The 26,699-nt window shown below is 62.9% G+C and carries 27 protein-coding genes; 19 read left to right on the forward strand and 8 right to left on the reverse strand.

Features of this window, described 5'->3' with window-relative positions; genetic code table 11:
* The first annotated feature begins 239 nt into the window (after positions 1 to 239).
* The 13 genes from FGK64_RS04035 to FGK64_RS04095 all read left to right on the forward strand — a co-directional run bounded on the left by FGK64_RS04035 (position 240) and on the right by FGK64_RS04095 (position 12,314).
* Complete coding sequence (locus FGK64_RS04035) at positions 240 to 425, forward strand: hypothetical protein (protein WP_138862488.1); 186 nt, start codon at positions 240 to 242, stop codon at positions 423 to 425.
* 97 nt (positions 426 to 522) lie between these two features.
* Entirely contained in the window at positions 523 to 705 is a 183-nt protein-coding gene (locus FGK64_RS04040; RefSeq protein WP_138862489.1) for a hypothetical protein, read from the forward strand.
* A gap of 165 nt (positions 706 to 870) precedes the next feature.
* The gene (gene cpaB / locus FGK64_RS04045) at positions 871 to 1,728 is read left to right on the forward strand and encodes a Flp pilus assembly protein CpaB (protein WP_138862490.1); all 858 of its coding nucleotides are present in this window, start codon (positions 871 to 873) and stop codon (positions 1,726 to 1,728) included.
* Positions 1,729 to 1,923: 195 nt separating this feature from the next.
* Positions 1,924 to 3,345, forward strand: coding sequence for a type II and III secretion system protein family protein (locus FGK64_RS04050; protein WP_138862491.1), 1,422 nt, complete (start codon positions 1,924 to 1,926; stop codon positions 3,343 to 3,345).
* A gap of 16 nt (positions 3,346 to 3,361) precedes the next feature.
* Positions 3,362 to 3,994, forward strand: coding sequence for an OmpA family protein (locus tag FGK64_RS04055; RefSeq protein ID WP_138862492.1), 633 nt, complete (start codon positions 3,362 to 3,364; stop codon positions 3,992 to 3,994).
* A gap of 204 nt (positions 3,995 to 4,198) precedes the next feature.
* Positions 4,199 to 5,437: a CpaE/TadZ family protein gene (locus tag FGK64_RS04060; RefSeq protein ID WP_138862493.1), complete on the forward strand. Its 1,239-nt coding sequence runs from the start codon at positions 4,199 to 4,201 to the stop codon at positions 5,435 to 5,437.
* Positions 5,438 to 5,458: 21 nt separating this feature from the next.
* Positions 5,459 to 6,943, forward strand: a complete 1,485-nt coding sequence (locus FGK64_RS04065) for a TadA family conjugal transfer-associated ATPase (RefSeq protein ID WP_171053963.1) — start codon at positions 5,459 to 5,461, stop codon at positions 6,941 to 6,943.
* Entirely contained in the window at positions 6,943 to 7,911 is a 969-nt protein-coding gene (locus FGK64_RS04070) for a type II secretion system F family protein (protein ID WP_138862494.1), read from the forward strand. The genes FGK64_RS04065 and FGK64_RS04070 overlap by 1 nt, the downstream gene beginning before the upstream one ends.
* Before the next feature lie 9 nt (positions 7,912 to 7,920).
* Positions 7,921 to 8,904 carry a type II secretion system F family protein gene (locus FGK64_RS04075; protein ID WP_138862495.1) on the forward strand — a complete coding sequence of 328 codons (984 nt, stop codon included), beginning with the start codon at positions 7,921 to 7,923 and terminating at the stop codon, positions 8,902 to 8,904.
* A 1-nt stretch (position 8,905) separates the two neighbouring features.
* The gene (locus tag FGK64_RS04080; RefSeq protein WP_138862496.1) at positions 8,906 to 9,496 is read left to right on the forward strand and encodes a tetratricopeptide repeat protein; all 591 of its coding nucleotides are present in this window, start codon (positions 8,906 to 8,908) and stop codon (positions 9,494 to 9,496) included.
* A gap of 27 nt (positions 9,497 to 9,523) precedes the next feature.
* A complete protein-coding gene (locus tag FGK64_RS04085) occupies positions 9,524 to 10,369 on the forward strand; it encodes a tetratricopeptide repeat protein (RefSeq protein WP_138862497.1) in 846 nt (281 codons plus the stop codon).
* Positions 10,370 to 10,373: 4 nt separating this feature from the next.
* Positions 10,374 to 10,868, forward strand: coding sequence for a prepilin peptidase (locus tag FGK64_RS04090; protein ID WP_138862498.1), 495 nt, complete (start codon positions 10,374 to 10,376; stop codon positions 10,866 to 10,868).
* 138 nt (positions 10,869 to 11,006) lie between these two features.
* Positions 11,007 to 12,314 carry a P-loop NTPase family protein gene (locus FGK64_RS04095; protein WP_138862499.1) on the forward strand — a complete coding sequence of 436 codons (1,308 nt, stop codon included), beginning with the start codon at positions 11,007 to 11,009 and terminating at the stop codon, positions 12,312 to 12,314.
* 4 nt (positions 12,315 to 12,318) lie between these two features.
* Here FGK64_RS04095 and FGK64_RS04100 read toward each other — a convergent pair whose 3' ends face one another.
* Complete coding sequence (locus FGK64_RS04100; protein ID WP_138862500.1) at positions 12,319 to 13,830, reverse strand: MDR family MFS transporter; 1,512 nt, start codon at positions 13,828 to 13,830, stop codon at positions 12,319 to 12,321.
* Positions 13,831 to 13,996: 166 nt separating this feature from the next.
* On the opposite strand from FGK64_RS04100, the gene FGK64_RS04105 reads away from it, so the two are divergent.
* From FGK64_RS04105 to FGK64_RS04120, 4 genes are all read left to right on the forward strand, one after another.
* Positions 13,997 to 14,617, forward strand: coding sequence for a MarR family winged helix-turn-helix transcriptional regulator (locus tag FGK64_RS04105; protein WP_171053964.1), 621 nt, complete (start codon positions 13,997 to 13,999; stop codon positions 14,615 to 14,617).
* Positions 14,618 to 14,766: 149 nt separating this feature from the next.
* Positions 14,767 to 17,190, forward strand: a complete 2,424-nt coding sequence (locus tag FGK64_RS04110; protein WP_138862501.1) for a ligase-associated DNA damage response DEXH box helicase — start codon at positions 14,767 to 14,769, stop codon at positions 17,188 to 17,190.
* Positions 17,191 to 17,253: 63 nt separating this feature from the next.
* Positions 17,254 to 17,916, forward strand: a complete 663-nt coding sequence (gene pdeM, locus FGK64_RS04115; RefSeq protein ID WP_138863058.1) for a ligase-associated DNA damage response endonuclease PdeM — start codon at positions 17,254 to 17,256, stop codon at positions 17,914 to 17,916.
* Between the two features lie 18 nt (positions 17,917 to 17,934).
* A complete protein-coding gene (locus FGK64_RS04120) occupies positions 17,935 to 18,351 on the forward strand; it encodes a PaaI family thioesterase (protein WP_138862502.1) in 417 nt (138 codons plus the stop codon).
* Here FGK64_RS04120 and folD read toward each other — a convergent pair.
* The 4 genes from folD to FGK64_RS04140 all read right to left on the reverse strand — a co-directional run bounded on the left by folD (position 18,348) and on the right by FGK64_RS04140 (position 22,563).
* Positions 18,348 to 19,241 carry a bifunctional methylenetetrahydrofolate dehydrogenase/methenyltetrahydrofolate cyclohydrolase FolD gene (gene folD, locus FGK64_RS04125; RefSeq protein ID WP_138862503.1) on the reverse strand — a complete coding sequence of 298 codons (894 nt, stop codon included), beginning with the start codon at positions 19,239 to 19,241 and terminating at the stop codon, positions 18,348 to 18,350. The two genes, FGK64_RS04120 and folD, sit on opposite strands and share 4 nt — an antisense overlap.
* 111 nt (positions 19,242 to 19,352) lie before the next feature.
* Entirely contained in the window at positions 19,353 to 21,029 is a 1,677-nt protein-coding gene (locus FGK64_RS04130) for a formate--tetrahydrofolate ligase (protein WP_138862504.1), read from the reverse strand.
* 160 nt (positions 21,030 to 21,189) lie between these two features.
* The gene (locus FGK64_RS04135) at positions 21,190 to 21,774 is read right to left on the reverse strand and encodes an MOSC domain-containing protein (protein ID WP_138862505.1); all 585 of its coding nucleotides are present in this window, start codon (positions 21,772 to 21,774) and stop codon (positions 21,190 to 21,192) included.
* 12 nt (positions 21,775 to 21,786) lie between these two features.
* Positions 21,787 to 22,563, reverse strand: a complete 777-nt coding sequence (locus FGK64_RS04140; protein ID WP_138862506.1) for a methyltransferase domain-containing protein — start codon at positions 22,561 to 22,563, stop codon at positions 21,787 to 21,789.
* A 148-nt stretch (positions 22,564 to 22,711) separates the two neighbouring features.
* On the opposite strand from FGK64_RS04140, the gene FGK64_RS04145 reads away from it, so the two are divergent.
* Both FGK64_RS04145 and FGK64_RS04150 read left to right on the forward strand, forming a co-directional pair.
* Positions 22,712 to 23,197: a VOC family protein gene (locus FGK64_RS04145; RefSeq protein ID WP_138862507.1), complete on the forward strand. Its 486-nt coding sequence runs from the start codon at positions 22,712 to 22,714 to the stop codon at positions 23,195 to 23,197.
* A gap of 166 nt (positions 23,198 to 23,363) precedes the next feature.
* Complete coding sequence (locus tag FGK64_RS04150; RefSeq protein WP_138862508.1) at positions 23,364 to 23,906, forward strand: VPLPA-CTERM sorting domain-containing protein; 543 nt, start codon at positions 23,364 to 23,366, stop codon at positions 23,904 to 23,906.
* A gap of 63 nt (positions 23,907 to 23,969) precedes the next feature.
* On the opposite strand, the gene FGK64_RS04155 is transcribed toward FGK64_RS04150, so the two are convergent.
* The 3 genes from FGK64_RS04155 to FGK64_RS04165 form a co-directional block, all read right to left on the reverse strand.
* A complete protein-coding gene (locus FGK64_RS04155) occupies positions 23,970 to 25,022 on the reverse strand; it encodes an MBL fold metallo-hydrolase (protein WP_138862509.1) in 1,053 nt (350 codons plus the stop codon).
* Positions 25,023 to 25,146: 124 nt separating this feature from the next.
* Positions 25,147 to 25,911: an HpcH/HpaI aldolase family protein gene (locus tag FGK64_RS04160; protein WP_138862510.1), complete on the reverse strand. Its 765-nt coding sequence runs from the start codon at positions 25,909 to 25,911 to the stop codon at positions 25,147 to 25,149.
* Positions 25,908 to 26,690, reverse strand: a complete 783-nt coding sequence (locus FGK64_RS04165) for an FAA hydrolase family protein (RefSeq protein ID WP_138862511.1) — start codon at positions 26,688 to 26,690, stop codon at positions 25,908 to 25,910. The genes FGK64_RS04160 and FGK64_RS04165 overlap by 4 nt, the downstream gene beginning before the upstream one ends.
* Positions 26,691 to 26,699: the final 9 nt, after the last annotated feature.

The raw sequence follows: 26,699 nt of genomic DNA on the forward strand, positions 1-26,699 counted from the left end.
CGAATTCAAAGGCCGCGTCAGGAAACTGGCGCGGCTTTTCGGCTTATTGGTGCCTACGCCGCCCGCTGGCCGCCAAATAAACAGAAAAAACGTCAAATCCCGCCCAATTCATGCCCCATTCCGGCGGCTAAATCATTCCACGCCACGCCGAATGGGCCTGAGGAAGAACAGGACCGACCCAGAGAGAGACGGCGCAGGGCCTGACCAAGTTTACGAGAGATCCTTTGGAGGGATGTACCATGATCAAGTTTTTCAAGAACTTCCGCAAAGACGAAAACGGCGCAGTCACGGTTGACTGGGTTGTGCTAACCGCGGCCGTTGTGGCCCTGGCCGGTGCCGCCTATTCGTCGATCCAGTCGGGCGCAACCAGCCTGACCGAGTCGACCGGATCGTTCATCGAAGGCAAGAACCCGAGCGGCGAATAAGCCGCCCGCCTTGCCGGAAATTCAGGGGGCCGTGTCTTAAACTCAAGGCATGGCCCCTTATTTCCAGCTCACCTGCATTCAACCCTGAGAGGTTACCATGCTCAAGAAGTTCACAAGCTTTAGTCGGGATGAGGAAGGCGCCGTCACAGTCGACTGGGTGGTTCTTACCGCCGCCGTCGTGGCCCTGGCCGGTGCTGCCTATACCTCGATCCAGACCGCGTCAGGGGGCGTTGGGACCGGTGTGGGGAACTATCTGACCTCAGTCGAGGTGGGCGAGTGATCGCCCCATAAACAAAACGGGATAATCCGCAGTATTTAACACGCGCGGGTCATCCCAATTTCGCTTTTTGGCCATATTGGCCTGCCAACATCCCCCTCAGACATTCATGAAGCCCGCTGCGGCTGGGCCTTGTCCTGAAGGGACAATCGAACGAGGGGTAAGAACATGCGCGCAGTTTTCGGATTGGTCCTGATCGTCGGGGTGGCCCTTGCGGGGGGCGCCGTGATGATGGCCAAGAACTATATCGCCGCCTATCAGACCGAACTGGCCCGCGAACGCCAGGCCCGCGCCGCGGTGGTGCCGACGGTCGATGTATTCGTTGCGACTCGCGCCCTGCGCTATGGCGAATCCCTGACGGAAGATGCCGTGCGCGCCGTAAAATGGCCCCAGAACGCCATTCCCGAAGGCGCGTTTACCGATCGCGCCGCCCTGTTCCCGCCTGAGCTGACCGATCGTCGCTATATCCTGCGCTCGATGGAAAAGGACGAGGCGATCATGGCGATGAAGGTGACCGCGCCGGGCGAAGACGCGGGCATCACCTCGCGGCTGGAGCGCGGAATGCGCGCCTTTGCCATCCGCGTTGACGTGTCGTCGGGCGTGTCGGGGTTCCTGCGCCCGGGTGACCGGGTAGACGTCTACTGGACGGGGTCTCTGCGCGGTACCGGCGCCGGATCGAATGGTGATGTGACCCGCCTGATCCAGGCCAACATCAAGCTGATCGCCATCGACCAAAGCGCAAGCGAGGACATCGACAGCGGCACCATCGCCCGCACCGTCACCGTCTCGGCCCGCCCCGAAGAGGTGGCCGCCCTGGCCCAGGCACAAAGCACCGGCCGCCTGTCGCTGTCGCTGGTCGGGGCCGAGGACGACACAATCGCCAGCGCGGTCGAGGTCGATCAACGCTCGCTTCTGGGTCTTGGTGCGATCGAAGCCGCGCCCGAGAAGGTGGAAGAACGGGTTTGCACCATCCGCACGCGCCGCGGCGCCGAAGTGGTCGAAATTCCGATCCCCTGCACCAACTGAGCCGAAATTATCGCAAAACTGCACATGGCGCGGTTCGGGACATCCCCGGGCCGCGCCAAGTTGTTGCCGGTTATCCACATAAGGAACGCAAGAAAACCCTTTGATTATTGCATGAAATCGCTTTCTCGCGCACAGTAACAACCAGAACGGGCAAAAAAGACCCGAAACAGAGGCGTGATCGGAGAGGCAGGTCACATGACATTCAAGGACTTTTGCAAGACAGCCCTGTTGGGGCTTGCTCTGGCCGTATCGCCTATTGTGGGTGCTGCGCAGGCCGAGACATTGACCATCGTCAAACGGGGCACGGCTGCAACGCTGAACGTTCCGATGAACCGGGCGATTGTTGTTGAAAGCGACGAACCCTTTGCCGAACTCAGCATCGCAAATCCGGGTATCGCCGATATTTCTTCACTTTCGGACCGTACGATTTATGTTCTCGGTAAATCGCCGGGGTTGACCACGCTGACCCTGCTGGATGCAACCGGGCGGCTGATCACCAACGTCGACGTGCGCGTCGCGGCCGATGTCAGCGAGTTCAAGGAACGGCTGCGCCAGATTCTTCCGGGCGAAAAGATCGAGGTCCGCACCGCCAATGACGGCATCGTGCTGTCGGGCGTCGTTTCTTCCAGCCAGCGGCTGCAACGCGCGCTGGACCTGGCAGAACGCTATGCCCCCGAACGCGTGTCCAACCTGATGAGTGTCGGCGGCGTGCAGCAGGTGATGCTGAAAGTGCGATTTGCCGAGATGCAGCGCACCGTGTCGAAATCGCTCAGCTCATCTCTGGCGATGAATGGGGCCGTTTTCGGCAACAATGCCGGGCTGAATGCGGGCACCGGCACGCTGAACAACTCGGGTGCGGTCACCAACACGCTGGGTGGCAACATCCCGGCCGTAAACGACAACTCTGGCGCGGTCCTGTTCGGGTTCAACGCCGGGTCGGTGCAGGTGGGCCTGCTGCTTGAGGCGCTGGAGCAGAAAGGTGTCGTGCGCACACTGGCCGAGCCGAACCTGACCGCCCTCTCGGGGCAAGAAGCCAAGTTTCTGGCCGGTGGCGAATACCCGATCCCGGTCGCACAGGACAACGGCGCAATCTCGGTTCAATTCAAACCCTTCGGGATCGAGCTGAACTTTGTGCCTCGCGTCGTCGACAAGGACGTGATCAATCTTGAACTGCTGGCTGCCGTATCGGCGGTTGACCCGACCAACGGCGTGAACTTCAACGGCTTCGAGATTGATGCCTTCACGCGTCGCGAAACCTCGACCACGGTTGAAATGCGCGACGGCGAAAGCTTTGCCATTGCCGGCCTGATTCAGGATGATTTCCTGGACAACGTGGGCCAGCTGCCCTGGATCGGCGATGTGCCGGTGATCGGCGCGCTGTTCCGCAGCTCCAGCTATCGGCGGCAGCAGACCGAGCTGGTGATCATCATCAGCGCCCATCTTGTCACCCCCACCCGGGGCGAGGCCTTTGCCCTGCCCACCGACCGGGTGAAACCCCCAAGCGAGAAGGACCTGTTCCTGTTCGGACAAACCGCACAAACACGCCGTGCCAAAGGTGCCGTGGGCGAAGTGGCCAAGCAGGATTTCAGCGGGTCTTATGGTTATGTCCTGGACTGAGCGGAGGGAAAGGCACATGCACAAGATCGTTTCCATCGGGGTTCTGGCCCTGGCCCTGACAGCCTGTGACCGCGAAGCGGGCCACGAGCTGGACATGAAGACCTTCGGCAATGCCAACAACAACAACCAGTTGGTGATGCGGGGCGAGCTGGACTATGCCATCAGCCTTGGCACGCGGTTCGCGGCCGAAGTGCCTTCGACTGTGAACTTTGCCTTCGACAGCGCGGTTCTGGATGCCGGTGCACGCGCCGCGCTGGATCAGCAGGCGAACTGGATTCGGCAATTCCCCGAGGTCCGGTTCCGCGTCTACGGCCACACCGACAAGGTGGGCAGCAGCGGCTATAACCGCAGCCTGGGCCAACGGCGTGCCAATGCGGTTGTCGCCTACCTGTCGCAGCGTGGCATCAGCCGCTCGCGGCTCGAGGCGCTGGTGTCCTATGGCGAAACCCGCCCCCTGATCGACACCCCCAACCGCGAGCGTCAGAACCGGCGCACGGTGACCGAGGTCTCGGGATTTGTCAGCCGTCATCCCACGGTTCTGGATGGTAAATACGCCCAGATCATCTATCGCGACTACGTGCAAAGCGCGGTTGTTCCGACCACACGCACCGGCCGTCAGGGCTCGGGCGGGTTCGTCCAACAACAATAACGGTCTGGGCGACGGATCGTCGCCCAGTACCCTACAATTGGGCTGATTGGGCCTAATTATTGCCCACATTGCCCGCCACCTTGTCCTCGATAGGCGACGTGCGACTCGCAAGAGCGCGCGGGGGCCTGGCAGACGGATACAGGAACGGTCGGGACAAGACCCAGCAATCCGCCAGCCAAGCCTCGAAACCAGAGGATTATGGCAATGAGCAGCGGAATGCCGCAACCAGAAACCAACCCGATCATCGCGTGCACCGTCAGCCGCGACGTCCAGAATTTCGATCTTCTGATCGAAGACATGGAAGCCGCGCTTGGCGAAAGCTGGGGCGATCTGGGGTTCGCGGAAACGCTGGCATTCTTTGGCCAGCCAGAGGCGCAATCGCTTGAATTCATTGCCTTAGCGCTGGACGGAGAGGACGAGGAAAACATCGTTCTGATGAGCGAAATCATCGCTCAGGCCAAATCGCGCGGCATCGGTGTGATCCTGATCGCCGAAGACGTGACGCCGGCCTCGCTGCACCAGTTGCTGCGCAAGGGTGCCGATGAATTTGTCCCCTACCCCCTGCCCGAACGCGAACTGCAATCTGCCATAGAACGGCTGCGTCAAACGCCCGCACAGGCAGGCGTCGGCAACCATGCCACGCCGACGCTGCAATCGGGCGCTCAGAAAGAAGGCGCACTGCTTGTTGTGCACGGGCTGGCCGGGGGCTGCGGATCGACGACAATGGCGGTGAACCTTGCGTGGGAACTGGCCAATGTCACCAAGACCGATGCGCCCACCGTTTGCCTGCTGGATCTCGATCTCCAATACGGCGCCGTGTCGACCTATCTTGACCTGCCCCGCCGCGAAGCCGTGTTCGAGATGTTGCAGGACACAGAAAGCCTTGACGAAGAGGTGTTCGGCCAGGCGCTTGTCAGTTTCGAAGACAAGCTGCAGGTGCTGACCGCCCCTGCCGATATGGTGCCGCTGGATCTGATCACCCCCGAAGATATCCAGCGGGTGATCGACATGGCGCGCGCCCATTTCGATTATGTTGTGGTCGATATGCCTTCGACGCTGGTTCTGTGGTCGGAAACCGTGTTGCAGGCCGCGCATGTTTACTTTGCCATGATCGAGTTGGACATGCGTTCGGCCCAGAATGCCCTGCGGCTGAAACGGGCGCTGCAATCCGAGGATCTGCCGTTCAACAAGCTGCGGTTCGCCCTGAATCGCGCGCCGAAATTCACCGATCTGTCAGGCAAAAGCCGTGTGAAGCGCATGGCCGAAAGCCTTGGAATCTCTATTGATCTTCAGCTTCCCGATGGGGGCAAGCAGGTTGTGCAAAGCTGCGACCACGGCCAGCCCCTTGCGTCTTCGGGGGCGAAAAATCCGCTGCGCAAGGAAATTGCAAAGCTGGCCACCTCCCTGCACGAACTCGGCCAGGGCGACGCGCAAGCCGCTTAATCATTCAAGGCATGTCATCCCATGTTCTCTAAGTACAAGAAGCCCGGCCCCAAGGCCCCCGCCGCCGCCGCACCGGCAGCCAATACCGCGCCGAAGCCGAAAGAGGTGCACGCCGCCCCTCAGGCTGCCCCCACGCCGACGCCCGCACCGACACCCGCGCCCTCGATGCGTCGCAAGGTGGAGCAGGTGCCTGCGGACACCGCAGCAGGCGACAAGGAACGCAAGCGCAAGGAGCGGATGGGCGAGATCAAGATCGAGATGCATCGTGCGCTTCTTGACAACCTGAACCTTGCCGCGCTGGAACACGCCACCGAGAAAGAGCTGCGCAACGAGATTGCGACAATCGCGGGCGAGTTGCTGGACGAACGCGGGATCGTGCTGAACCGCGAAGACCGCCAGACGCTGAACAAGGAACTTTATGACGAAGTCACGGGCCTTGGCCCGCTGGAAACGCTGCTGCAGGATGACACGGTCAGCGATATTCTGGTGAACGGCCCGCAGCAGGTGTTCGTGGAACGCGGCGGCAAGTTGCAACTGTCGGACGTGACCTTCAAAGATGAACGCCACCTGTTGCGCATCATCGACAAGATCGTGTCGGCCGTGGGCAGGCGCGTCGATGAAAGCAACCCCTACGTCGACGCCCGCCTTGCCGATGGCTCGCGATTCAACGCGATGGTGCCTCCGATTGCGGTGGATGGTTCGCTGGTGTCGATCCGGAAATTCAAGAAGGACAAACTCCAGATCGACGATCTGGTGAACTTCGGCGCGTTTACCGAGGAAATGGCCGCCTATCTGCAGGCCGCCGTGGCAACCCGACTGAACATCATCGTGTCGGGCGGCACGGGTTCGGGGAAAACCACGACCCTGAACGCTCTGTCGTCTTTCATCGACAACTCGGAGCGGATCCTGACGATCGAGGATACCGCCGAACTTCAGCTGCAACAGACCCATGTGGGCCGGATGGAAAGCCGCCCCCCGAACGTGGAAGGCAAGGGCGAGGTTTCCCCCCGAGACTGTTTGAAAAACGCCCTGCGGATGCGTCCTGACCGGATCATCGTGGGGGAAACGCGTGGCGAGGAAGTGATCGACATGTTGCAGGCCATGAACACCGGCCACGACGGATCTATGACCACGATCCACGCCAACAACCCGCGCGATGGTGTGTCGCGTCTGGAAAACATGATTGCGATGGCCGGGATCGAGATGCCGCTGAAGGCGATGCGCTCGCAGATTTCATCGGCCGTGAACCTGATCGTGCAGGCCAGCCGCCTGCAAGACGGCTCGCGCCGTATGACCTCGATCACTGAGGTGACGGGGATGGAGGGCGACGTTATTTCCATGCAGGAAATCTTCAAGTTCCAGCGCGTCGGCCTGACCCCGGACAACAAGATCATCGGTCATTTTACCGCCACCGGCGTGCGCAGCCACTATTCCGAACGCTTCCGCATGTGGGGCTATGACCTGCCCGCCTCGATCTATGAACCCACCGTGATGGAGTCACGCTGATGCAAGCCCCCACGGAACTTATCCTATACGTTTCGATTTTCGTCGGTGTGGTCGTTCTGGTGAACGGCCTGTACCTTGTGGCCTTCGGCAAATCGATCAGCGCCAACAGCCGCGTGAACCGACGGCTGGAAATGCTCGACAAGGGCGCGGGCCGCGAACAGGTGCTGGAACAGCTGCGCAAGGAAATGCAGCAGCACATGAAATCGCGCTCGGTGCCGCTCTACTCGCTTCTGGCGGACCGGGCTCAGAAAGCGGCGATTGCCTTCACCCCACGCCAGTTGATCATGATCATGGGCGGCATGGCGGTTGCGGCCTTCCTCGCCTTGACGATCGGCACGGAAACCGAACTGCCGATCCGCGTGGTTGCCTCTGTCGGGCTTGGCGTGGGCGGCGTGTTCTTCTGGGTCAACGGCAAAGCCAAGAAACGCATGGCGATGATCGAGGAACAGCTTCCCGACGCGGTCGAACTGATGGTGCGAAGCCTGCGCGTGGGACACCCGTTTTCCTCGGCCATTTCGATTGTATCGAAGGAAATCCAGGATCCGCTGGCGACCGAATTCGGCATCATCGCGGATGAGAGCGCCTATGGCCGTGACGTGGGCGAAGCGCTGAAGGAAATGGCCGAGCGGCTGGACATGCAGGACATGCGGTTCCTGTCGGTTGCCGTGACGATCCAGCAGCAATCGGGCGGTAACCTGGCCGAGGTGCTGTCGGGTCTGGCCAAGGTGATCCGCGCGCGGTTCCGCCTTTTCCGTCGCGTGAATGCCATCACCGCCGAGGCGAAATGGTCGGGCAAGTTCCTGTCGGGCTTTCCGCTGTTCTGTCTGGGCGCGATCATGGTCAACGACCCGGGCTACTACGACGAGGTGCTCGATCACCCCTATTTCATCCCCGCCTGTTTTGTCGTCGGCATCCTGCTGTCGGCGAACCTTGTGGTGATGCGCGTTCTGACCAACATCAAGGTGTAAGGTGCCGACATGGAATTCCTGAACAGTTTCAACACCCTGCTTACCGATCAGCTTGGCCCCTTCGGCCCGCTGATCGTGGTCGGCGGCCTTGGTGTCACCATGATCCTGCTGGTCGTGGTGATGTTCCTGAAACAACCCGAAGACCCGCTGAAAAAGCTCCAGCGCAACGTTAACGAAAGCACCAAATCCAAGCCCCAGAAGGAACGGCTTCGCCAGGGCGGACGCAACGAGCAGTTGCAGAAATTCGCGAGCTTCCTTGAACCACAGGATATGGAACAGCTCTCGGCGATGCAGCTGAAGCTGCGCCAGGCCGGGTATCAATCGAAAGACTCGGTTCGCTTTTTCCACTTTGCGCAATTCGCGCTGGGTGTGATCGGTCTGATCCTTGGGGTGATCTATGTGACTGTCCTGAACGCGGGCGTCGAATTCGACTCGCAGCAGATGGTGATGTATATCGTCGGCCCCGGCGGTGTCGGCTATTACCTGCCGAAATACTGGATCACCCGCCGCGTCGAAGAACGCAAAGAGGCGATTACCCGCGGCTTTCCCGATGCGCTGGACATGATGCTGGTCTGCGTCGAAGCCGGGCAATCCCTGGACCAGTCGATCGTGCGCGTCGCCAAGGAACTGCGCGCGTCCTACCCTGCGCTCGCAGATGAATTCGACGTCGTCGCCTATGAAATGAAGGCAGGCAAGGAAAAATCGGCCGTTCTGCGCGACATGGGCGACCGCTGCGGCGTGCAGGACGTGTCGTCTTTCGTGACCGTGCTGATCCAGTCATCGACCTTTGGTACGTCGATTTCGGACGCGCTGCGGGTGTTCGCCGGGGAAATGCGTGACAAGCGCGTGATGCGCGCCGAAGAGGCCGCAAACAAGTTGCCAACCAAAATGACGCTTGCCACAATGGGGCTGACGGTGCCGCCGCTGCTGATCATTCTTGTGGGTCCTTCGGCCAATGGCATCGCGAACCTGGGCGCAATGGGCAACAACTGACATGACTTCAAAAGGTGGGGGACAGGCCGCACCGATCCTGAAATTGCTCTCGGCCATCACCGTTGCCGCGGTGGTGGCCGCCTGCGGTCCTGACCGGATCGAAGATTTGCCCGATGGCCCCTTTGCCCCCGGTGTCGACCCAAAGGGCGAGGCGGTCGAAGGCACCGAAGTAGGCCACCGCCTGATACAGGCCGGGCAATACGAACTGGCGCTGGATGCCTTTACCCGCGCGGCATTGAAACAGGGGCTGACGCCGGAAATCCTCTCGGGCATGGGAAGCGCGAACCTTGGGCTTGGCCGTCTGGGACAGGCCGAAGACCTGCTGCGCCGCGCCGTGCGCGACGATCCGACCTGGCCCGAAGCCTGGAACAACCTTGGCGTTGTGCTGATGGAACGCGGCAATACCGCCGAGGCCGAACAGATTTTCCGCAAGGCCTATGCGCTGGACAATGGCGAAAGTGACGCAATCCGCGACAATTTGCGAATTGCACTCGCAAAAACGGAAAACGTGGGCCATACTGACGAACAAAAAGCAGAATACAAGTTGGTACAGCGCGGCAATCTCGATTTCGAACTGCGCAAAAACCAGTGACACGGCACGAGCAGAGGGACGCAAAAAATGCGCCATGGGTTTCTGATTCCGGCACTTGTTGCGGGCACGATGGTGGTGTCCGGCTGCGCTGAAGACGGCAAGGATACCGTCGAACGCGCCTTTCGCGATGTGAATGTCATCGACGAAACCAATCTCAACGACGTGATGCTGACGGTGGCCGACCCGAACGAGGCGGTCAGCTATTTCAGCCGCGCCACCAAGGCCGAGCCCGACCGGATCGACCTGCAGCGGGGATATGCGCAATCGCTGGTCCGCGCCAAGCGCAACACCGAGGCCGTTGCCGCCTGGACCAAGGTCACCAAGATGCCCAAGGCAACGGCCGAGGACAGTGTCGACCTGGCCGATGCGCTGATCCGAACCAGCGACTGGACCAAGGCCAAGGCCACGCTGGATTCCATTCCCCCCACGCATGAGACATTCAAACGCTACCGGCTTGAAGCGATGGTGGCCGACGCCAACAAGGAATGGACAAACGCCGACAGTTTTTATCAAACCGCCGTTGGCCTGACAACGCGGCCCGCCGGCGTGATGAACAACTGGGGCTATTCCAAACTGACGCGCGGCGATTTCGCCGAGGCAGAGCGGTTGTTCGGCGAGGCGATCCGGCAGGACCAGACGCTGTTCACCGCCAAGAACAACCTGATCCTGTCCCGGGGCGCCCAGCGCAACTATACCCTTCCGGTGATCCCGATGGATCAGACCGAGCGCGCGCAGCTATTGCACACGCTGGCGCTGTCCGCGGTGAAACAGGGCGACGTACAGACCGGCAAGCAATTGCTGCGGGAATCGATCGACACCCATCCCCAGCACTTCGAGGAAGCGGTGCGGTCGCTTCGGGCGCTGGAAAGCTAGGGCGATGACCCAAGGCGCACAGGCCGCAGTGTGGTTTTTGCCCTTCGTCCTGCCGATCTGCTTCTACGTCTGCTTCACCGACCTGCGCGAAATGCGCATCACCAATCAGGCGGTCATTGCGCTGGCCGTGATTTTCGTCGTGATCGGCCCCTTGGCCCTGCCCCTCCCGGATTACGGCTGGAGGCTGGTGCAGATGGTTGTGGTTCTGGTGATCGGATTTCTACTAAACGCGGGCGGTGCCATCGGGGCCGGTGACGCGAAATTTGCCGCCGCTGCAGCGCCCTATATCGCCTTGGGCGATCTGCGCCTGCTGCTGGCGATCTTTGCCGCCAATCTTCTGGCCGCCTTTGCGACGCACCGTCTGGTGAAATACACCCCCCTGCGCCGCATCGCGCCGGGCTGGAAAAGCTGGAACATGGGTTGGAAATTCCCGATGGGCCTGAGCCTTGGCGGCACACTGGCGCTCTACCTGCTGCTGGGCGCCATCTACGGCCGCTAGGGCACGCCTTCACGAAATCTTCAGCCCCCCTGTGAATGATCGCATTCTGACACGAATGGCGTTTGTCGCGCCGCACTCTGGCCACAAACGCCGGAAACAATGGCGCAAAGGTTCACATACGGACAACAGGCCCCTGACATGAACATGCAGACGACCGGCGTCATCGCGCCGCCCCCGCCCCGCTCTCTGGCCGAAATGCGGCTACCGATGGTGATGATGCGCGACATCGTGCTGAAAACGATGTTCCGCAAGAACTGCACCCTTGTGAGCGAACTGGCAGAGGCGATCTGCCTGCCGATCCCGATCACGCAGGAACTTGTCGACCTGGCCCGCGAACAACGCCTGCTCGAGGCGATGGGCACGCTGAACGCCAACAACGGCAACGAAATGGGCTATCAGCTGACCGATGCGGGCAAGGCGCGCGCGCAGGACGCGCTGGCGCAGTCGGAATATTTCGGTGCGATGCCGGTGCCGCTGGATGTCTACCGCGAACAGGTTCAGCGCCAGTCGATCCGCAACATCCAGATCACCCGCGACCAGCTGACCCGCGCGATGGGGCACCTGATCCTGCCGGATTCCCTGCTGGATCACCTTGGCCCTGCCGTCAGCGCCGGCCGCTCGATCCTGATGTACGGCCCGCCCGGCAACGGGAAATCCTCCATCTCGAACGGCATCCGCGACGCACTTGGCGACAAGGTCTATGTCCCGCGCGCCATCGAATATTCCGGTCAGGTCATCACCGTTTACGACCCGATCGTGCACAATGCCGTGGAACAGGTGCAGGACGATCCCACCGCGCTGCGCCGCGCCAAACGATTCGACACGCGCTATGTCTGCTGCGAACGGCCAACCGTGGTGACCGGGGGCGAGCTGTCGCTCAAGATGCTCGATCTGGTCTACAACCCCACCGCGCGCACCTATCAGGCCCCGCTACAGCTGAAATCCACCGGCGGCATCTTCATCGTCGACGACCTTGGCCGTCAAGAGGAACCGCCCCAGGCGCTGATCAACCGCTGGATCGTTCCCCTGGAAGAAGGCAAGGACATCCTTGGCCTGCAATCGGGAGAAAAGTTCGAAGTGCCCTTCGACACGCTGGTGATCTTTTCGACCAACTTCCACCCAAATGAAATCTTCGACCAGGCGGCCCTGCGCCGGATCTTCTTCAAGATCAAGATCGACGGCCCGAGCCAGGAAAACTTCCTGAAAATCTTTGCCCTCGTGGCGCGGAAAAAGGGCATGCCCTTGGACGAGGCGTCGCTCGTGCACCTGCTCAAGGTGAAATACCCCACGATCGACAACACCTATGCCAACTACCAGCCGGTGTTCCTGATCGACCAGATGATCGCCATCTGCGAATTCGAAGGCATCCCCTATCAGATGACGCCTGAGTTGGTGGACCGTGCCTGGGCGAACATGTTCGTCAAGGACGAGGTGATCGTGAAATAGCGCCCTATTCGGCCGCGGGCAGCGTATCGGCCAGCGGCCGCTCCACCATCATCAACGCGATGCAACTGGCCACACAGGCCAGCGCCGCTGAACACCAGAACACCGGGTGAAGCGCGTGGGCGATGCCCTGCGAAATCACCTCGCGCGTGGCTTCGGGCATGGCCGCGATCTGCTGCGCCGACAGGGCGCGCGGATCCGTCCCCGGCATCACCGTGCCAAGATGCCGCCCCAGCCCCGCCGCGAACAGAGCGCCATAAGCCGCCGTGCCCAACGATCCGCCGATCAGGCGGAACATGTTGGCGCTGGCCGTACCCACCCCAACCATACGCGCCGGCACCGAATTCTGGATTGCGGTCACCCCCACGCCCATCACCGGCCCGATCCCGACGCCAGCAAGGAACATCAAGCCTCCGATCACTGGGTTGGGCGTATGCGGCCCGACAAAGCCCAGCGCCACCATCGCAAGCGCCAGAACCAGCGTCGAATAGACCGGCAGGATACGATACCGCCCGGTGCGCGACATGAACTGCCCCGACAGGGTCGAGGCGCCGATCAGCCCGATCATCATCGGAAAGGTATACAACCCCGACATCGCCGGGCTGACGCCCTTCACAACCTGAAGGAAAAACGGCACGAAGGTGATCGTCGAAAACATTGCGACGCCGGTGATGAAGCCAACCGAATTCGACACCACGAAGTTGTTGATACCGAACAGACCCAGCGGCAGGATCGGTTCGCTCGAATGCTTCTCGGCTGCGACAAACCCGACCAGCGCCGCCACCGCGCCCAGCATCAGGAAGGCCATCTCGGCACTGTCCCAGGCCAGCGTCTTGCCGCCAAGGCTGGCCATCACGACCAGCAGCGACAGCACCAGTGACAAACCGATGGCCCCGGCATAATCAAGGCTTGCCCGTTTGCGCGCTGGCGGGGTTTCCAGCAGGACGGCCAGAAGCACAAACACCACCGCCCCGATCGGCAGGTTCATCAGGAAGATCCAGGTCCAGTCGAAATGCTGCACGATGAAGCCGCCAGCGAGAGGGCCAATAACCGTCGACAACCCGAAAACCGAGCCCAGAATGCCTTGAAACCGCCCGCGCTGGCGCGGCGGCAGAACGTCGGCAATCGTGGCCATCGACACCACGATCAATCCGCCACCGCCCATGCCCTGCACAGCGCGGCCCGCCACAAGAACCCAGATACTGGGCGCCAGCGCGCAGATCGTCGTTCCCGTCAGAAACACCAGGATGCCGGCCTGCAACACCTTTTTCCGACCGAACAGATCACCCAGCTTGCCAAAGATCGGCGCGCCCACCGTCGCCGCCAGAAGATAGGCCGTGATCACCCATGTGATCTGGTCCAGCCCACCCAATTCGCCCACGATAATGGGCAGCGCCGTGGTCACAACCGTCTGCCCCAGAGAGGCAAGAAAAAGAGTGACGGCCACGGCTGCAAAGACTAACCTGATACGGCTCCAGTCAACAGGTTCGGTGGCATTCGGCGGCGTTGGGCTACTCAATGGATGTCCTGACAGAAACTGCCGCCCGGCGGAACAAGCGCTCTCCGAACGGTACGCACAAAGCGTTTCGGGTTAGGTTGCCTTATAAATGTGACGCTTGCAATTATATGTCAATAGCACGTAAACTTCCCCCAACACGGGGAGAAATCCCGCCTGCCGATAACCGATGGAGATTCCAATTCCCGAACGCGACCTTCCCATGATCGACTTCCTTGCCGAAGCCGGTATCGAAAAAGACGTCACCCGCGCCGCGCTCGATATCGACGCCGTGCTGCAGAACTGGCGTCGTCGCTATTTCAAACGCGAACTCGGGCATGATGCCCTTGCCGCACTTGGCCTCGACAAGGAAATGGACCTTGCCCAGCTTGACGTGCTGGTGGCCATCTGGGCGCCCTCGAACGAATTCGGTCCAGATGCGAAACAGGAAACCATGATCGCGACCGTGGCCGAACGGCTGCGGATCGACCCATCGCGCGCCTCGCGTCAGGTCAGCGAGATGATCGCGCGTGGATTGGCGCGCCGCGACGTCAGCCAGCAGGACGGGCGCCGGACCATCGTCACCCTCACCCCGCGCGGCGAAGCGATCGTTCAGGCCGCGCGCCAGTTCAAATATCTCGTGATGGGCGAATTCCTGTCCAGTTGGACGGCCGAAGAAATCGCAACCTTCATGCCCCTGCTCGAACGCTTCAGCGTCTGGTCGGAAAACTCGGCCGGCATCGGCCCGGAACGTTTCACCGCCGAGATCCGCCAGATCATCGCCGAAATGAACGCCGTCAAAGCGGATTGATCCGCGCTTTCTTTGGGGCCAAATATCCCGGGGGAGTCCCGCAGGGACGGGGGCAGCGCCCCCTGCCCGACCTCCCCAACCAGCACCGCTTGCCATGACGCGCCCCGGCCATACATGATGGCCACTTGGCACCATCACAAGCGCAGGGCATGGCAGACCTTCCCGACATCCTTACCAACTGGTTCGCCACGCGTGGCTGGGCACCGCATCCGCACCAGCTTGAGATGTTCGCGCGCGCCGATGACCCTGCGACGCTGCTCATCGCCCCCACCGGCGGTGGCAAGACGATGGCGGGTTTCCTGCCCACGCTGGCCGATCTCGCCACGCGCGACCACGCCGGGCTGCACACGCTTTACATCAGTCCCCTCAAGGCGCTGGCCGCCGACATCGGGCGCAACCTGCGCCGCCCGGTCGAGGATATGGGCCTGCCGATCCGGATCGAAGACCGCACCGGCGACACCTCGGCCACCCAGCGCCGCCGCCAGCGCGCCGATCCGCCCCATATCCTGCTGACGACGCCCGAAAGCCTTGCGCTGCTGGTGTCCTACGAAGATGCCCCGCGCATCTTTGCCGGGCTCAAACGCGTGGTGATCGACGAAATCCACGCCCTGGCGGAAAGCAAGCGCGGCGATCAGCTGTTCCTGGCCCTGTCGCGCCTGCAATCGCTTTGCCCCGGTCTGGCGCGGGTCGGGTTATCGGCCACGGTCGACGACCCCGCCGCCATCGCGCGGCTGCTGGCGCGCCATCCCGATCCCTGCACCATCGTCCACGCCGATCCGGGGCCCGCGCCCGATGTCGCCATGCTGAACACCGATGCGCTGCCGCCCTGGGCCGGCGGCGGCGCCGCCCATGCCATTCCCGCCGTGCTCGACCAGATCCGCCAGCACAAGACCACGCTGATCTTCCACAATACCCGCGCGCAGGCCGAGATTTTCTTTCACAACCTCTGGCTGGCAAATGACGACGGCCTGCCCATCGGCATTCACCACGGCAGCCTTGACCGCACCCAGCGCCAGCGGGTCGAGGCGGCGATGGTGCGCGGAGAGCTGCGCGCCATCGTCTGCACCGGCAGCCTCGATCTGGGAATCGACTGGGGCGATGTGGATCTGGTGATCCAGATCGGCGCGCCCAAAAACGTGAAACGACTGGTGCAGCGCATCGGCCGCGCCAATCACCGCTACAATGCACCCTCCAAGGCGCTGCTGGTGCCCGCCAACCGGTTCGAGGTGGTCGAATGCATCGCCGCGCTTCAGGCCGTGGCGGCGGGCGATCTGGATGGCGAACCGCGCGGCCCCGGCCCCCGCGACGTGCTGTGCCAGCATATCCTGATCCGCGCCTGCGCCGGGCCGTTCGACGCCGACGATCTGTTCGCCGAGGTCGCCAGCACCGGCGCCTATGCCACGCTGAGCCGCGCGCAATTCGACGACTGCCTCGAATTCTGCGCCACCGGCGGCTATGCGCTGGCCGCCTATGACCGCTGGCAGCGGCTGGTGCAGCGCCCCGACGGGCTGTGGCAGCTGCGCGACCCGCGCACCGCCCAGCGCATCCGCATGAACATTGGCACCATTCAGGACACCGACACGCTGAAGGTGCGCCTGCGCCGCAACCGGGGCGGCAAGCCACTGGGCGAGATCGAGGAAGGCTTTGCCGCCACGCTCACCCCCGGCGACACCTTTCTGATCGGCGGGCAGATCGTGCGCTACGAGGGCCTGCGCGAGATGACGGTCGAGGTCACGCGCCGTGCCGACAAGAAGCCCCGCATCGCCACCTTCATGGGCACGAAATTCGCCACCTCGACCCAACTGTCGGAACGGATGCTGGATATGTTCGCCCGCGACGACTGGCCCGAGATGCCGCGCCACACCGCCGACTGGCTGCATCTGCAACGGCAGGTGTCGCACCTCCCCCGGCGCGGGCGGCTTCTGGTCGAAAGCTTTCCGCACGACGGCCGCGCCCACACCTGCGTCTATGGTTTCGCGGGCCGCAACGCGATGCAGACGCTGGGCCTGCTGCTGACCAAGCGGATGGAAGACACCGGCCTGCACCCGCTGGGCTTTGTCGCAACCGATTATGCCACGCTGATCTGGGGGCTTGATCCGGTGACGGACCCTGCGCCGCTGTTCGATCTGGCCGCTCTGCGCGACGGTCTCGACAGCTGGCTGGCCGGCAACGCGGTGATGAAACGTACCTTTCGCGCCTCGGCCACCATCGCCGGGCTGATCGAGCGCAATATGCCAGGGCAGCGCAAATCCGGGCGGCAGGCCACGTTCTCGTCGGACATCCTGTATGACACCTTGCTGAAATACGACCCCGACCACCTGCTGATGCAGATCACGCGCGAGGAATCGCGGCGCGGCCTTGTCGATTTCGCCCGGATCGAAGACATGTGCGCCCGCGTGCAGGGCCGCATCGATCACCTGAGGCTGGACCGCGTGACGCCGCTGGCCGCGCCGCTCCTGCTCGAGGTGGGCAAGGTGCCCGTCTCCGGCGCGGCCGAAGAACGGTTGCTGGCCGAAGAAACCGCGCGGCTGTTCGCTGAAAGCGGGCTCGACAGCCTCGCCCCCGCCACCTGACCCCGGCATCTTTCGCTTGCAAATCCCGCGCGCCCGCGCGATTCAGACCCAATGGAACAAGTCATGAACGCCCTGCCCCTGTCGCTGGCCGGTGCCAGCCTTCTGGCGCTTGGCTCGGGCGCGCTGTGGTGGCGCGACCAGTCGCTGCTCTGCGTGTCCGATCTGCACTTTGGCAAGGCCGAGCGCATTGCCCGCCGCGGCGGTGCCACCCTGCCCCCCTATGATACGCGCGACACGCTGAACCGGCTGTCGGCCGACCTGCTGCGCACCAACGCCCGCACCGTGATCTGCCTGGGCGACAGTTTCGACGATCTGGATGCCGCGCGCGGCCTGCCGGAAGAGGAACGGCTGTGGATCACGCGGCTTCAGGCCGGGCGGCGTTGGGTCTGGGTCGAAGGCAACCACGATCCCGGCCCGATCGAACTGGGCGGGATGCACATGGCCGAACTGCTGCACGCCCCGCTGACCTTTCGTCATATCGCACGCGACGGCGCCAGCGGAGAGATCTCGGGCCATTACCACCCCAAGGCAAGTGTGCGGCTGGGTGCGCGCAGCATCTCGCGCCCGGCATTTCTGGTGGATCGCAACCGTATCGTGATGCCCGCCTACGGCACTTTCACCGGCGGTCTGCGCTGCGATGCCGCGCCGTTGACCACGCTGATGCACCGCGATGCCCGCGCCATCCTGACCGGCACGACGCCGCATCAGGTGCCGATGCCCCGTTAACCCCCGAAGGACCGAAAGATGAGCGTTGACACCCGCATCCGCGACAGCTTTGCCGCGCAGACCATGATGGACACCATCGGCGCCCAGATCGAAGAGATCACTCCGGGGCTGGTGCGTATTGCCGCGCCGATCCTGCCCGGGGTGCGGCAGCAACAAGGCTTCGGCCATGCCGGGCTGAGTTTCACGCTGGCCGACACGGCGGCAGGCTACGCCGCCCTGACCCGCGCGCCAGAGGGGGCCGACGTGCTGACATCGGAGCTGAAAATCAACCTGCTGGCCCCGGCGCGCGGAGATAGGCTGATCGCGACGGGCCGCGTGGTGAAACCGGGCCGGCGACTGGTGATCGTCACCGCCGAGGTGCACGCCTACGACGGTGACACGGAAACACTGATCGCAATCGCCCAAGGCACCATCGTGCCCGTGATACCCGCCTAGGCGGTCAAGCCCTCGGGCTCCTCCAGCCCGTTGGCGCGGCAGCATGCGGTGACGGTATTGGCCAGCAGGCAGGCGATGGTCATCGGCCCCACGCCACCGGGCACCGGGGTGATCGCGCCCGCCACTTCGGCGCAGCTGTCGAATTCAACATCGCCTACCAACCGCGTGCCGCCTTCGGGCTTGTCGATGCGGTTGATGCCCACGTCGATTACCGTCGCGCCCGGCTTGATCCAGTCGCCCGGCACCATCTGGGCGCGCCCCACGGCGGCAATCACGATATCGGCGCGGCGCACGACCTCCGGCAAATCCTTGGTCCGCGAATGCGCGATGGTCACGGTACAGCTGTCGCCCAGCAGAAGCTGCGCCATCGGCTTGCCCACGATATTGCTGCGCCCGATCACCACGGCGTTCAGCCCCGAAAGGCTGCCGAGTTGATCGCGCAGCATCATCAGGCAGCCCAGCGGCGTGCAGGGAACCATGCTTTTCTGCCCCGTGCCAAGAAGCCCGACGTTCGAGATGTGAAAGCCGTCGACATCCTTGGCCGGGTCGATCGCGTTGATCACAAGATCCGAATCCAGATGATCCGGCAACGGCAACTGCACCAGAATCCCGTGAATGCTCTCATCACTGTTCAGCTTGTCGATCAACGCCAGCAGATCAGCCTCGGAGGTGTCGGCCTCCAGCCGATGCTCGACCGATTTCATGCCGGCCTCATGGGTCTGGCGGCCCTTGTTCTTTACATAGACCTGGCTTGCCGGATCTTCACCCACCAGCACCACCGCCAGCCCGGGAACAATATCATGATCAGCCTTCAGCCGCGCCACATGCTCTGCCACCTTCGCGCGGATTCCCGCCGCGAATGCCTTGCCGTCGATGATCGTCGCAGTCATTCCGCGCCCCTTCTTTTCGGTCCAAATACTCCTGCCGGAGGCACCTCCGGCAACGTCTGTCTACGGCGGGTGCGGCAGGCACGCCCACGGCGCGCCCAGCCACTTGGCCGCTTAAAACAACCCTTCGATCTGACCTGCCTCGTTCAGGTGGATCGCCTCGGCGCTCGGCACGCGCGGCAGGCCCGGCATGGTCATGATCTCGCCGCAGATCACCACGACAAAGCCGGCACCGGCGCTCAGCCGCACCTCGCGCACCGGGACCGAATGGCCGGTGGGCGCGCCTCGCAGGTTCGGATCGGTCGAGAAGGAATACTGTGTTTTCGCCATGCAGATCGGCAGGTTGCCATAGCCCTGCTCTTCCCAGGCGCGCAGCTGGTCGCGCACCTTCTTGTCGGCCAGCACCTCGTCGGCATGGTAAATGCGCTTTGCGATGGTCTCGATCTTCTCAAACAGCGGCATCTCGTCGGGATACAGCGGCGCGAAATTCGCCATGTCGGCATCGGCAATCTCGGCCACGCGGCGGGCCAGCGCCTCGGTGCCCTCGGAGCCCTTGGCCCAGTGCTGGCACAGGATCGCCTCTGATCCCTGCTCGGCCACATAGGCGCGCACGGCCTCGACCTCGGCTTCGGTGTCGGTGACGAAATGGTTGATCGCCACGACCACCGGCACGCCAAAGCCCTTCACGTTGGCGACATGGCGGCCAAGGTTGGCACAGCCCTTCTTCACCGCCTCGACGTTTTCGGCACCCAGATCGGCCTTGGCGACGCCGCCGTTCATCTTCATCGCGCGCACCGTGGCCACCACCACCACGCAGGACGGTGCCAGCCCGGCCTTGCGGCACTTGATGTTCATGAACTTCTCGGCGCCCAGATCGGCGCCGAACCCGGCTTCGGTCACCACGTAATCGGCCAGTTTCAGCGCCGTCGTCGTCGCCGTGACCGAGTTGCAGCCATGCGCGATATTCGCAAACGGGCCGCCATGCACGAAGGCGGGGTTGTTTTCCAGCGTCTGCACAAGGTTCGGCTGCATCGCGTCCTTCAGCAGCACGGTCATCGCGCCATCGGCCTTGATATCGCGGCAGAACACCGGCGTCTTGTCGTGGCGATAGGCCACGATCATGTCGCCCAGGCGGCGCTGAAGGTCACTCAGATCGCGCGCCAGGCACAGGATCGCCATGACCTCGGAGGCCACGGTGATGTCGAACCCGCCTTCGCGCGGGAAGCCGTTGGCGACCCCGCCCAGCGACACGTTGATCTGGCGCAGCGCACGGTCGTTCATGTCGACAACGCGCCGCCAGACGACGCGGCGGATGTCGATGTCCTGTTCGTTGCCCCAGTAGATATGGTTGTCGATCATCGCCGCCAACAGCGAATGCGCGCTGGTGATGGCATGGAAGTCACCCGTAAAATGCAGGTTCATGTCTTCCATCGGCACGACCTGCGCATAGCCGCCCCCCGCGGCTCCGCCCTTCATGCCGAAGTTCGGCCCCAACGAGGCCTCGCGAATGCAGATCGCGGCCTTTTTGCCGATCCGGTTCAGCCCGTCGCCAAGGCCCACGGTGGTGGTGGTCTTGCCCTCGCCCGCCGGGGTCGGGTTGATCGCGGTCACCAGGATCAGCTTGCCGTTGGGGCGGTCCTGCACCGAATTGATGAACTCCTGGCTGACTTTCGCCTTGTCATGACCATAGGGCAGCAAATGCTCGGTCGGGATGTCCAGCTTGGCGCCGATCTCCTGAATGGGCTTTTTCTGTGCCTCGCGGGCAATTTCGATGTCGGATTTATAGGTCATGCGGCCGATCCCGGTGTTCGTGTTCCTGTTTCCTCGGCGCACTTGCGCCGACCCTGCGACAGGCATAGCGCCCAAGCAATAAGCACAATCCAAGGATTCCGACATTTCTGACGCGCGAAACGTCGCAGGGCGAAACCGCCGCCGCAAATCGGAAACGTGGTTACGCGCCTGGCAGCCAGCCGCGCTGATCGGGGATAAACAGCGTCAGCGTATCGCCCAGCGCAAGCTCTCCGGGGCGTTCGACCCATGCGGTCACGCCGCGCCGCCCCTTGGCCGCCGATTTGAACGCGGTGCCATGACCCGGTGCCTCGGACTCGATCTCGCGGGCGGGCAGAACGCAGGGGCGGTTTTCCATGTCCACCGTCAGAGTCAGCCCCGACGGCCCCTGCAACCGCGAGGACGGCGGGATATGGGTGAAATCGGGAATGCCCTCGACCACGATCGACGCGCCTAGAAGGCGCGGATCCAGCGCCTCCAACTGCATCTTCTGCGCCGTCACCGCCATTTCCTCGGCGGACAGAATCGTCAATTGCCGCACGTTGCGGATGGTCGTGCCGCGCGGGTAAAGGTTTGTCACCCGCGAGCACGACGCGCGCTCCGTGCCTTCGTGCCGCGCGCCCGCGTCACCGGCAAACCCAAGCGTCAGCCGCTCGACCGCCTGCGCGCGCAGCGACTCCTGCCCGCCCGGCACATGGCCCAGCCATGTCACCCGCGCCTCATACGTCGATTTGATCAAGACTGGCATCGGTGGCTCCTTTCAGGACGGGATCAGCGTGAAGAACAGCCGCCGGAACGGGAACAGCGCGCTGCCGTCCGCCAGCAGGGGATAGGCCCGCGCCATGGCAGCGTCGTAATGGGCGAACAACTCGGTCTGTTCGTTCGGGGTCAACTCGGCCAGGATCGGGCGCGCAAAGGTAGAGCTGGTGAACTGGCGCACCGGGTGGCCGTCGCCCCAGGGTGCAAGCTGCTGGAAATATTCGGTCTCCCACAGCGCGAAATCGCCCAGGGGCGACAGGATGCGATGATATTCCGCAGGCTCCATACAGCCGGGCGACAGCCCCGGATCGATACGGCCCGGCCACAGCTGTTCGGCCAGATCGTACCACAGCCGGTGCGAGGGCGCGCGGTTCTGATGCGGCATCTGCACCGCAAGCGCTCCACCGACGGCCAGCGCCCCGGCCAATGCGGGCAACAGCGTTTCGTGATCGGGTAGCCAGTGCAGCGCAGCATTGGAAAAGATCACCGCAGGAGCCGCCTCGGGCACCCACCCGGCAATGTCGGCCAATTCGAGCGCGGCATAGGCGCCAGTCTGCGCCGCCTGATCCAGCATGGCGCCCGAATTGTCGACACCCCGCAGCCGCGCGGCGCCGAACCGCGCAGCCAATGCCGGGCCGACACCGCCATTGCCACAGCCAAGGTCGATCACATCGCCCTCGGGCACATCGCCCAGCCGCGCTAGCAGGTCCAGCGCCGGTTGCAGACGCTGATCGGCAAAGCGGGCGTAATGGGCGGGGTTCCAGTCTGGCTGTGCCATCACATCCTCCGTTGCTGCGCATGTCACTACGCCCTGACGGACGCCCGCGCAATAATCGCGACGCAGACGCGCACATATCCTGCGCGCGCAGATGCCTTCCGCGGGCGCAACAGGCAATCCATATTGGCCGCAGCAAAGGAGTAGCCTCATGTCCAAGATCGCCCCACCCGCCACCCGTATCGGCCACATCCACCTTAAGGTGTCGGACCTTGACCGCGCCATCTGGTTCTATGGCGACGTGCTTGGGTTCGAGCTGACCCAGCGGTTCGGCGCACAGGCCGCGTTCCTGTCGGCGGGTGGCTATCATCACCACATCGGACTGAACACATGGGAAAGTGCCGGGGGCAATCCGCCGCCGCCGAATGCGACGGGCCTGTATCATTCCGCCTTCCTCTACCCCGACCGCGCCGCTTTGGCCGATGTTCTGAAACGCGTCGTCACTGCTGGCGTCCCCTTGGACGGCGCGGCAGATCACGGCGTGAGCGAGGCGCTGTACCTACGCGACCCCGATGAAAACGGCGTCGAACTGTATCACGACAGGCCGCAGTCCGAATGGCCGCGCGACGCCGCCGGACAGCTTTCGATGTACAACCGCCCGCTTGACGTGCGCGCCCTGCTGGCCGAAGCGTCCTGAGCTTTCGGGCCTAAGCGATGGAATTTCAAGCGAAAATTCAACTGCGGCAGAAAAATGGAATTTTGTTAACTTTTTTCGGACCCATTTCAAATCCACCGCGTTGGGAAGGTGTGCGCAATCAGGTTCGCTGATTTGCGGCGTTAACGAGGGTAAATTGGAAAACGCTATGAACAAGTTTACGACGGCCGTTCTGGCCACCGCAGTGGCGCTGGGAACGCCCCTGGCTGCTTCCGCAGCAACGATCAAGGGCCAGCTGGACATCAGCGGCAAAGCAAACATCGACTCTTCGGATTTCACACCGGGCGGCACGGTTGACCTGCGCCACAACGGCATCGTGATCCTGGCAGATGGCGATTTTGCCGACGAAGGCATCGTCGAGTACTCGACGCTGGCCCACATGATGGACTTCCAGCTGAAAGACTTCCAGCAGGTCGTCTATACGGTGATGGGCTTCACCTTCACTGCGAACCAATTCAGCGACATCACCGTTGATGGCGATGACGTGTCGTTCAACGCGACCGGCATCATCTCGCACGCGGACTATGACGACACCGTGGGTTACCTGAACTTCACCACGCAGTCGAACGTGGCAACCGCATCGTTCTCGGCAACGACGACGACTCCGGTTCCGCTGCCTGCCGGTGGTGTTCTGATCCTGACCGCCCTGGGTGGTCTGGCGATTGCTCGCAAGCGCAAGAAAGCCGCTTGATCACATGAGTTTCGTGGCGGGCCGGCTTCGGCCTGCCACATCCTGCCTGCCCCGTCGGGTTTATCAGACCTTCTGGCAGAACTTTTTCCCGTCTTTTTCGATTTCTTCAATCTCGCCCCGGCGGATCAGCCGGTTGGCGTGCGCCAGCGTTTCGGAGAACGCAAAGCTCATCTGATGCGGATCCAGCGGGCGCGTGAACAGGATAGGCACCAGCTCGGCCACAGAGTGCGGACGCTCGGCACAGGCTTTGCGAATGCGATCGCAGCGTTCCTCGTGATGCTCTTCCAGTTCCGCGCAGCGTTGGTGCAGGCCAAGAAAAGGGCGGCGGTGACCGGCCAGCACCAGCGTATCATCCGGGATTTCCGACCCAAGCAGCCGCAAACTGCGCAGGAAATGGCCCAGCGGATCGCCATTCGGCTCGCCCGCGAAGACGCTGACGTTAGGTGAAATGCGTTCCAGAACCTGATCCGCCGCGAACAACAGCCGGTCGGCTTCGCAGTACAACATGATCTGTTCCGGTGCATGGCCGTCGCCCGTCAACACGCGAAACTGCCGCTCTCCGATGGTCAGCAGATCGCCCAGCACCAGCCGCAGGTACGTTGTGGGCAGCGGGCTGACCAGTTTCAGATATTCGTTGCCCTGAATCGCCACCAAGCCGGCGGCCTCGGATTCCATCCCGTGCGATGAATAGAAATCGAAATACTGGCGCGAGCCGAAATCCTGCGGCGCAAGCGAGATCACCCGGCACGTCATGAAAGCCGTCTGGCTGGTCAGCAGTTGCGCGCCGGTGCGGTCGCACAGCCAACCGGCAAGGCCGATATGGTCGGGGTGGTGATGGGTGACGATGATCCGCGTGATCTGAAACCCTTTCAACGGGCCGTCAAACAGGGTCTCCCACATCTCTATGGCCTGTTTCGTCTTGATGCCGGTGTCGATCATCGCCCAGCCGTCGCCGTCGCGCAGCAGGTAGATGTTGACATGGTCCAGCTGGAACGGCAGCGGAATGCGTAACCACAGTACACCCTCGGCCACTTCCTGCACGGTGCCATAGTCCGGTGGCGCGTCCAGCGGAAATTGCAAGGTGTCGTGGATCAGGGGATAGGTGGGATTTTGCATGTCGCGCCGTTTCAGCCAGTGGGCGGGCCCCGGGGCCCGTGGTGGCGCGACAATGATCCGGTTCCGCCCGGCGAACAAGCCGGGCGGGGTGTTTCTTTGGTGCATCAGTGCACCAAACGCTGCGTCAGTCGCGCATTTCCGCAAGCAGCGCCTTGGCTCCGCCAATCAGCAGCCCAAGGTCCACCGCTCCGGCGACAAAAGCATACCCCCAGCCGCGATAGCGTTTGGCGTCGGCCGCGTTGGTCGCCAGAATACCCGCCGGTTTGCCCACGGCCTGCAGCCGCTGAACCGCCTGTTCCAGCACCGCCTGCATCTCGGGGTGGCCCGGGTTGCCAAGGTGGCCGTAGCTGGCCGCCAGATCCGAGGGGCCGATAAATACGCCATCCACGCCGGGCACGGCTGCGATATCTTCCAACCGGTCCATCGCGGCGCGGGTTTCCACCTGCACCAGGACGGCAATCTGGCTGTCGGCCTGCGCGAAATAATCGCTGGCCTGCCCGTACCGGCTGGCGCGGGTTGCGCCGGCCACGCCGCGAATGCCATCGGGGGGATAGCGGGTGGCGGCGACGGCCTCGGCGGCCTCTTCCGGGCTCTGCACGAAGGGGATCAACAGCGTCTGCGCCCCCATGTCCAACGCCCGTTTAATGAGCACCTTGTCGTTCCACGCAGGTCGCAGGACAGCGCTGGCCGTGCCGGTGGCCGCCGCCTGCAGCAGCGGCTGCACCTGCGCCAGATCGATCGGGCAATGCTCGGTGTCAAACAGCATCCAATCGAAACCCAGCAGCGATACGGCCTCGGCCGCGATGGGGCTGGCCAGCGACACCCAAAGCCCGTCCAGCGGCTCTCCTGCAGCCAGACGGCGTTTGAAATCGTTCGCAGGCGTCTTCATACGAATTGCACCGCGACCGAGCCAAGTGGGCCGAAATCGGCGTGCAGGGTATCGCCCTTGGCCGCCCAGACCGGGCGGGTAAAGCTGCCCGACAGCATCATGTGGCCGGGTTCCAGCACGGTGCCAAAGGGCGCCAGCTTGTTCGCGAGCCAGGCAATCGCCATCGCCGGATGCCCCAGAACGCCACAGGCCAGCCCGGTTTCCTCGATCTGGCTGTTGCGATAGAAGGCCGCGCCGACCCAGCGCAGATCCACATCCTCGGGGCGCACGGGGCGACCGCCCAGCACGATCCCCGCCGCCGCGCCATTGTCGGCCACGGTGTCGAAAATCTTGCGCGGCTCGGTCACGCGGGCGTCGATGATTTCGATGCTGGGCACCACCCATTCGGTGGCGCGCATCACGTCGACCAGCCCGACATTCGGCCCCTTCAGCGGCTCTTTCAGGATGAACGTCAGCTCGGGCTCGACGCGCGGCACGCAGAAATCCTCGAACTTCACCTGCGCGCCGTCCTGCAGCACCAAATCGTCGAAGAGGTACCCGTAATCGGGCTCGTCGATTTTCGACGAGGCCTGCATCGCCTTCGAGGTCAGGCCGATCTTGTGGCCGACGATCTTCTGCCCGGCCTTCACCTTGGCCTCGGCCACGGCGCTGGAAATGGCATAGCTGTCGGCAATCTCGATCTCGGGGAACATCTCCGACGGGCGTTTACCCTGCACCTTTGTGCGATGGCTTTCCAGCAGGCTGTCGACGCAGGTCTGGCGGTCTTTCTCACTCAGCATAATCTGTCC

This window comes from Arenibacterium halophilum, from assembly GCF_005938225.1.
Classification (GTDB): domain Bacteria; phylum Pseudomonadota; class Alphaproteobacteria; order Rhodobacterales; family Rhodobacteraceae; genus Arenibacterium; species Arenibacterium halophilum.

What these genes read in the sequence shown, in the direction of transcription:
- cpaB (WP_138862490.1), top strand. Translation starts at nt 871, where the DNA reads ATGCGCGCAGTTTTCGGATTGGTCCTGATCGTCGGGGTGGCCCTTGCG.
- FGK64_RS04135 (WP_138862505.1), bottom strand. Translation starts at nt 21,774, where the DNA reads ATGCCAGTCTTGATCAAATCGACGTATGAGGCGCGGGTGACATGGCTG.
- FGK64_RS04155 (WP_138862509.1), bottom strand. Translation starts at nt 25,022, where the DNA reads ATGCAAAATCCCACCTATCCCCTGATCCACGACACCTTGCAATTTCCG.
- FGK64_RS04120 (WP_138862502.1), top strand. Translation starts at nt 17,935, where the DNA reads ATGAGCGTTGACACCCGCATCCGCGACAGCTTTGCCGCGCAGACCATG.
- FGK64_RS04145 (WP_138862507.1), top strand. Translation starts at nt 22,712, where the DNA reads ATGTCCAAGATCGCCCCACCCGCCACCCGTATCGGCCACATCCACCTT.
- FGK64_RS04035 (WP_138862488.1), top strand. Translation starts at nt 240, where the DNA reads ATGATCAAGTTTTTCAAGAACTTCCGCAAAGACGAAAACGGCGCAGTC.
- FGK64_RS04160 (WP_138862510.1), bottom strand. Translation starts at nt 25,911, where the DNA reads ATGAAGACGCCTGCGAACGATTTCAAACGCCGTCTGGCTGCAGGAGAG.
- FGK64_RS04050 (WP_138862491.1), top strand. Translation starts at nt 1,924, where the DNA reads ATGACATTCAAGGACTTTTGCAAGACAGCCCTGTTGGGGCTTGCTCTG.
- FGK64_RS04095 (WP_138862499.1), top strand. Translation starts at nt 11,007, where the DNA reads ATGAACATGCAGACGACCGGCGTCATCGCGCCGCCCCCGCCCCGCTCT.
- FGK64_RS04080 (WP_138862496.1), top strand. Translation starts at nt 8,906, where the DNA reads ATGACTTCAAAAGGTGGGGGACAGGCCGCACCGATCCTGAAATTGCTC.
- FGK64_RS04055 (WP_138862492.1), top strand. Translation starts at nt 3,362, where the DNA reads ATGCACAAGATCGTTTCCATCGGGGTTCTGGCCCTGGCCCTGACAGCC.
- FGK64_RS04110 (WP_138862501.1), top strand. Translation starts at nt 14,767, where the DNA reads ATGGCAGACCTTCCCGACATCCTTACCAACTGGTTCGCCACGCGTGGC.
- FGK64_RS04065 (WP_171053963.1), top strand. Translation starts at nt 5,459, where the DNA reads ATGTTCTCTAAGTACAAGAAGCCCGGCCCCAAGGCCCCCGCCGCCGCC.
- FGK64_RS04150 (WP_138862508.1), top strand. Translation starts at nt 23,364, where the DNA reads ATGAACAAGTTTACGACGGCCGTTCTGGCCACCGCAGTGGCGCTGGGA.
- FGK64_RS04070 (WP_138862494.1), top strand. Translation starts at nt 6,943, where the DNA reads ATGCAAGCCCCCACGGAACTTATCCTATACGTTTCGATTTTCGTCGGT.
- FGK64_RS04040 (WP_138862489.1), top strand. Translation starts at nt 523, where the DNA reads ATGCTCAAGAAGTTCACAAGCTTTAGTCGGGATGAGGAAGGCGCCGTC.
- FGK64_RS04085 (WP_138862497.1), top strand. Translation starts at nt 9,524, where the DNA reads ATGCGCCATGGGTTTCTGATTCCGGCACTTGTTGCGGGCACGATGGTG.
- FGK64_RS04090 (WP_138862498.1), top strand. Translation starts at nt 10,374, where the DNA reads ATGACCCAAGGCGCACAGGCCGCAGTGTGGTTTTTGCCCTTCGTCCTG.
- FGK64_RS04075 (WP_138862495.1), top strand. Translation starts at nt 7,921, where the DNA reads ATGGAATTCCTGAACAGTTTCAACACCCTGCTTACCGATCAGCTTGGC.
- FGK64_RS04130 (WP_138862504.1), bottom strand. Translation starts at nt 21,029, where the DNA reads ATGACCTATAAATCCGACATCGAAATTGCCCGCGAGGCACAGAAAAAG.
- FGK64_RS04105 (WP_171053964.1), top strand. Translation starts at nt 13,997, where the DNA reads ATGGAGATTCCAATTCCCGAACGCGACCTTCCCATGATCGACTTCCTT.
- FGK64_RS04165 (WP_138862511.1), bottom strand. Translation starts at nt 26,690, where the DNA reads ATGCTGAGTGAGAAAGACCGCCAGACCTGCGTCGACAGCCTGCTGGAA.
- folD (WP_138862503.1), bottom strand. Translation starts at nt 19,241, where the DNA reads ATGACTGCGACGATCATCGACGGCAAGGCATTCGCGGCGGGAATCCGC.
- FGK64_RS04060 (WP_138862493.1), top strand. Translation starts at nt 4,199, where the DNA reads ATGAGCAGCGGAATGCCGCAACCAGAAACCAACCCGATCATCGCGTGC.
- FGK64_RS04140 (WP_138862506.1), bottom strand. Translation starts at nt 22,563, where the DNA reads ATGGCACAGCCAGACTGGAACCCCGCCCATTACGCCCGCTTTGCCGAT.
- pdeM (WP_138863058.1), top strand. Translation starts at nt 17,254, where the DNA reads ATGAACGCCCTGCCCCTGTCGCTGGCCGGTGCCAGCCTTCTGGCGCTT.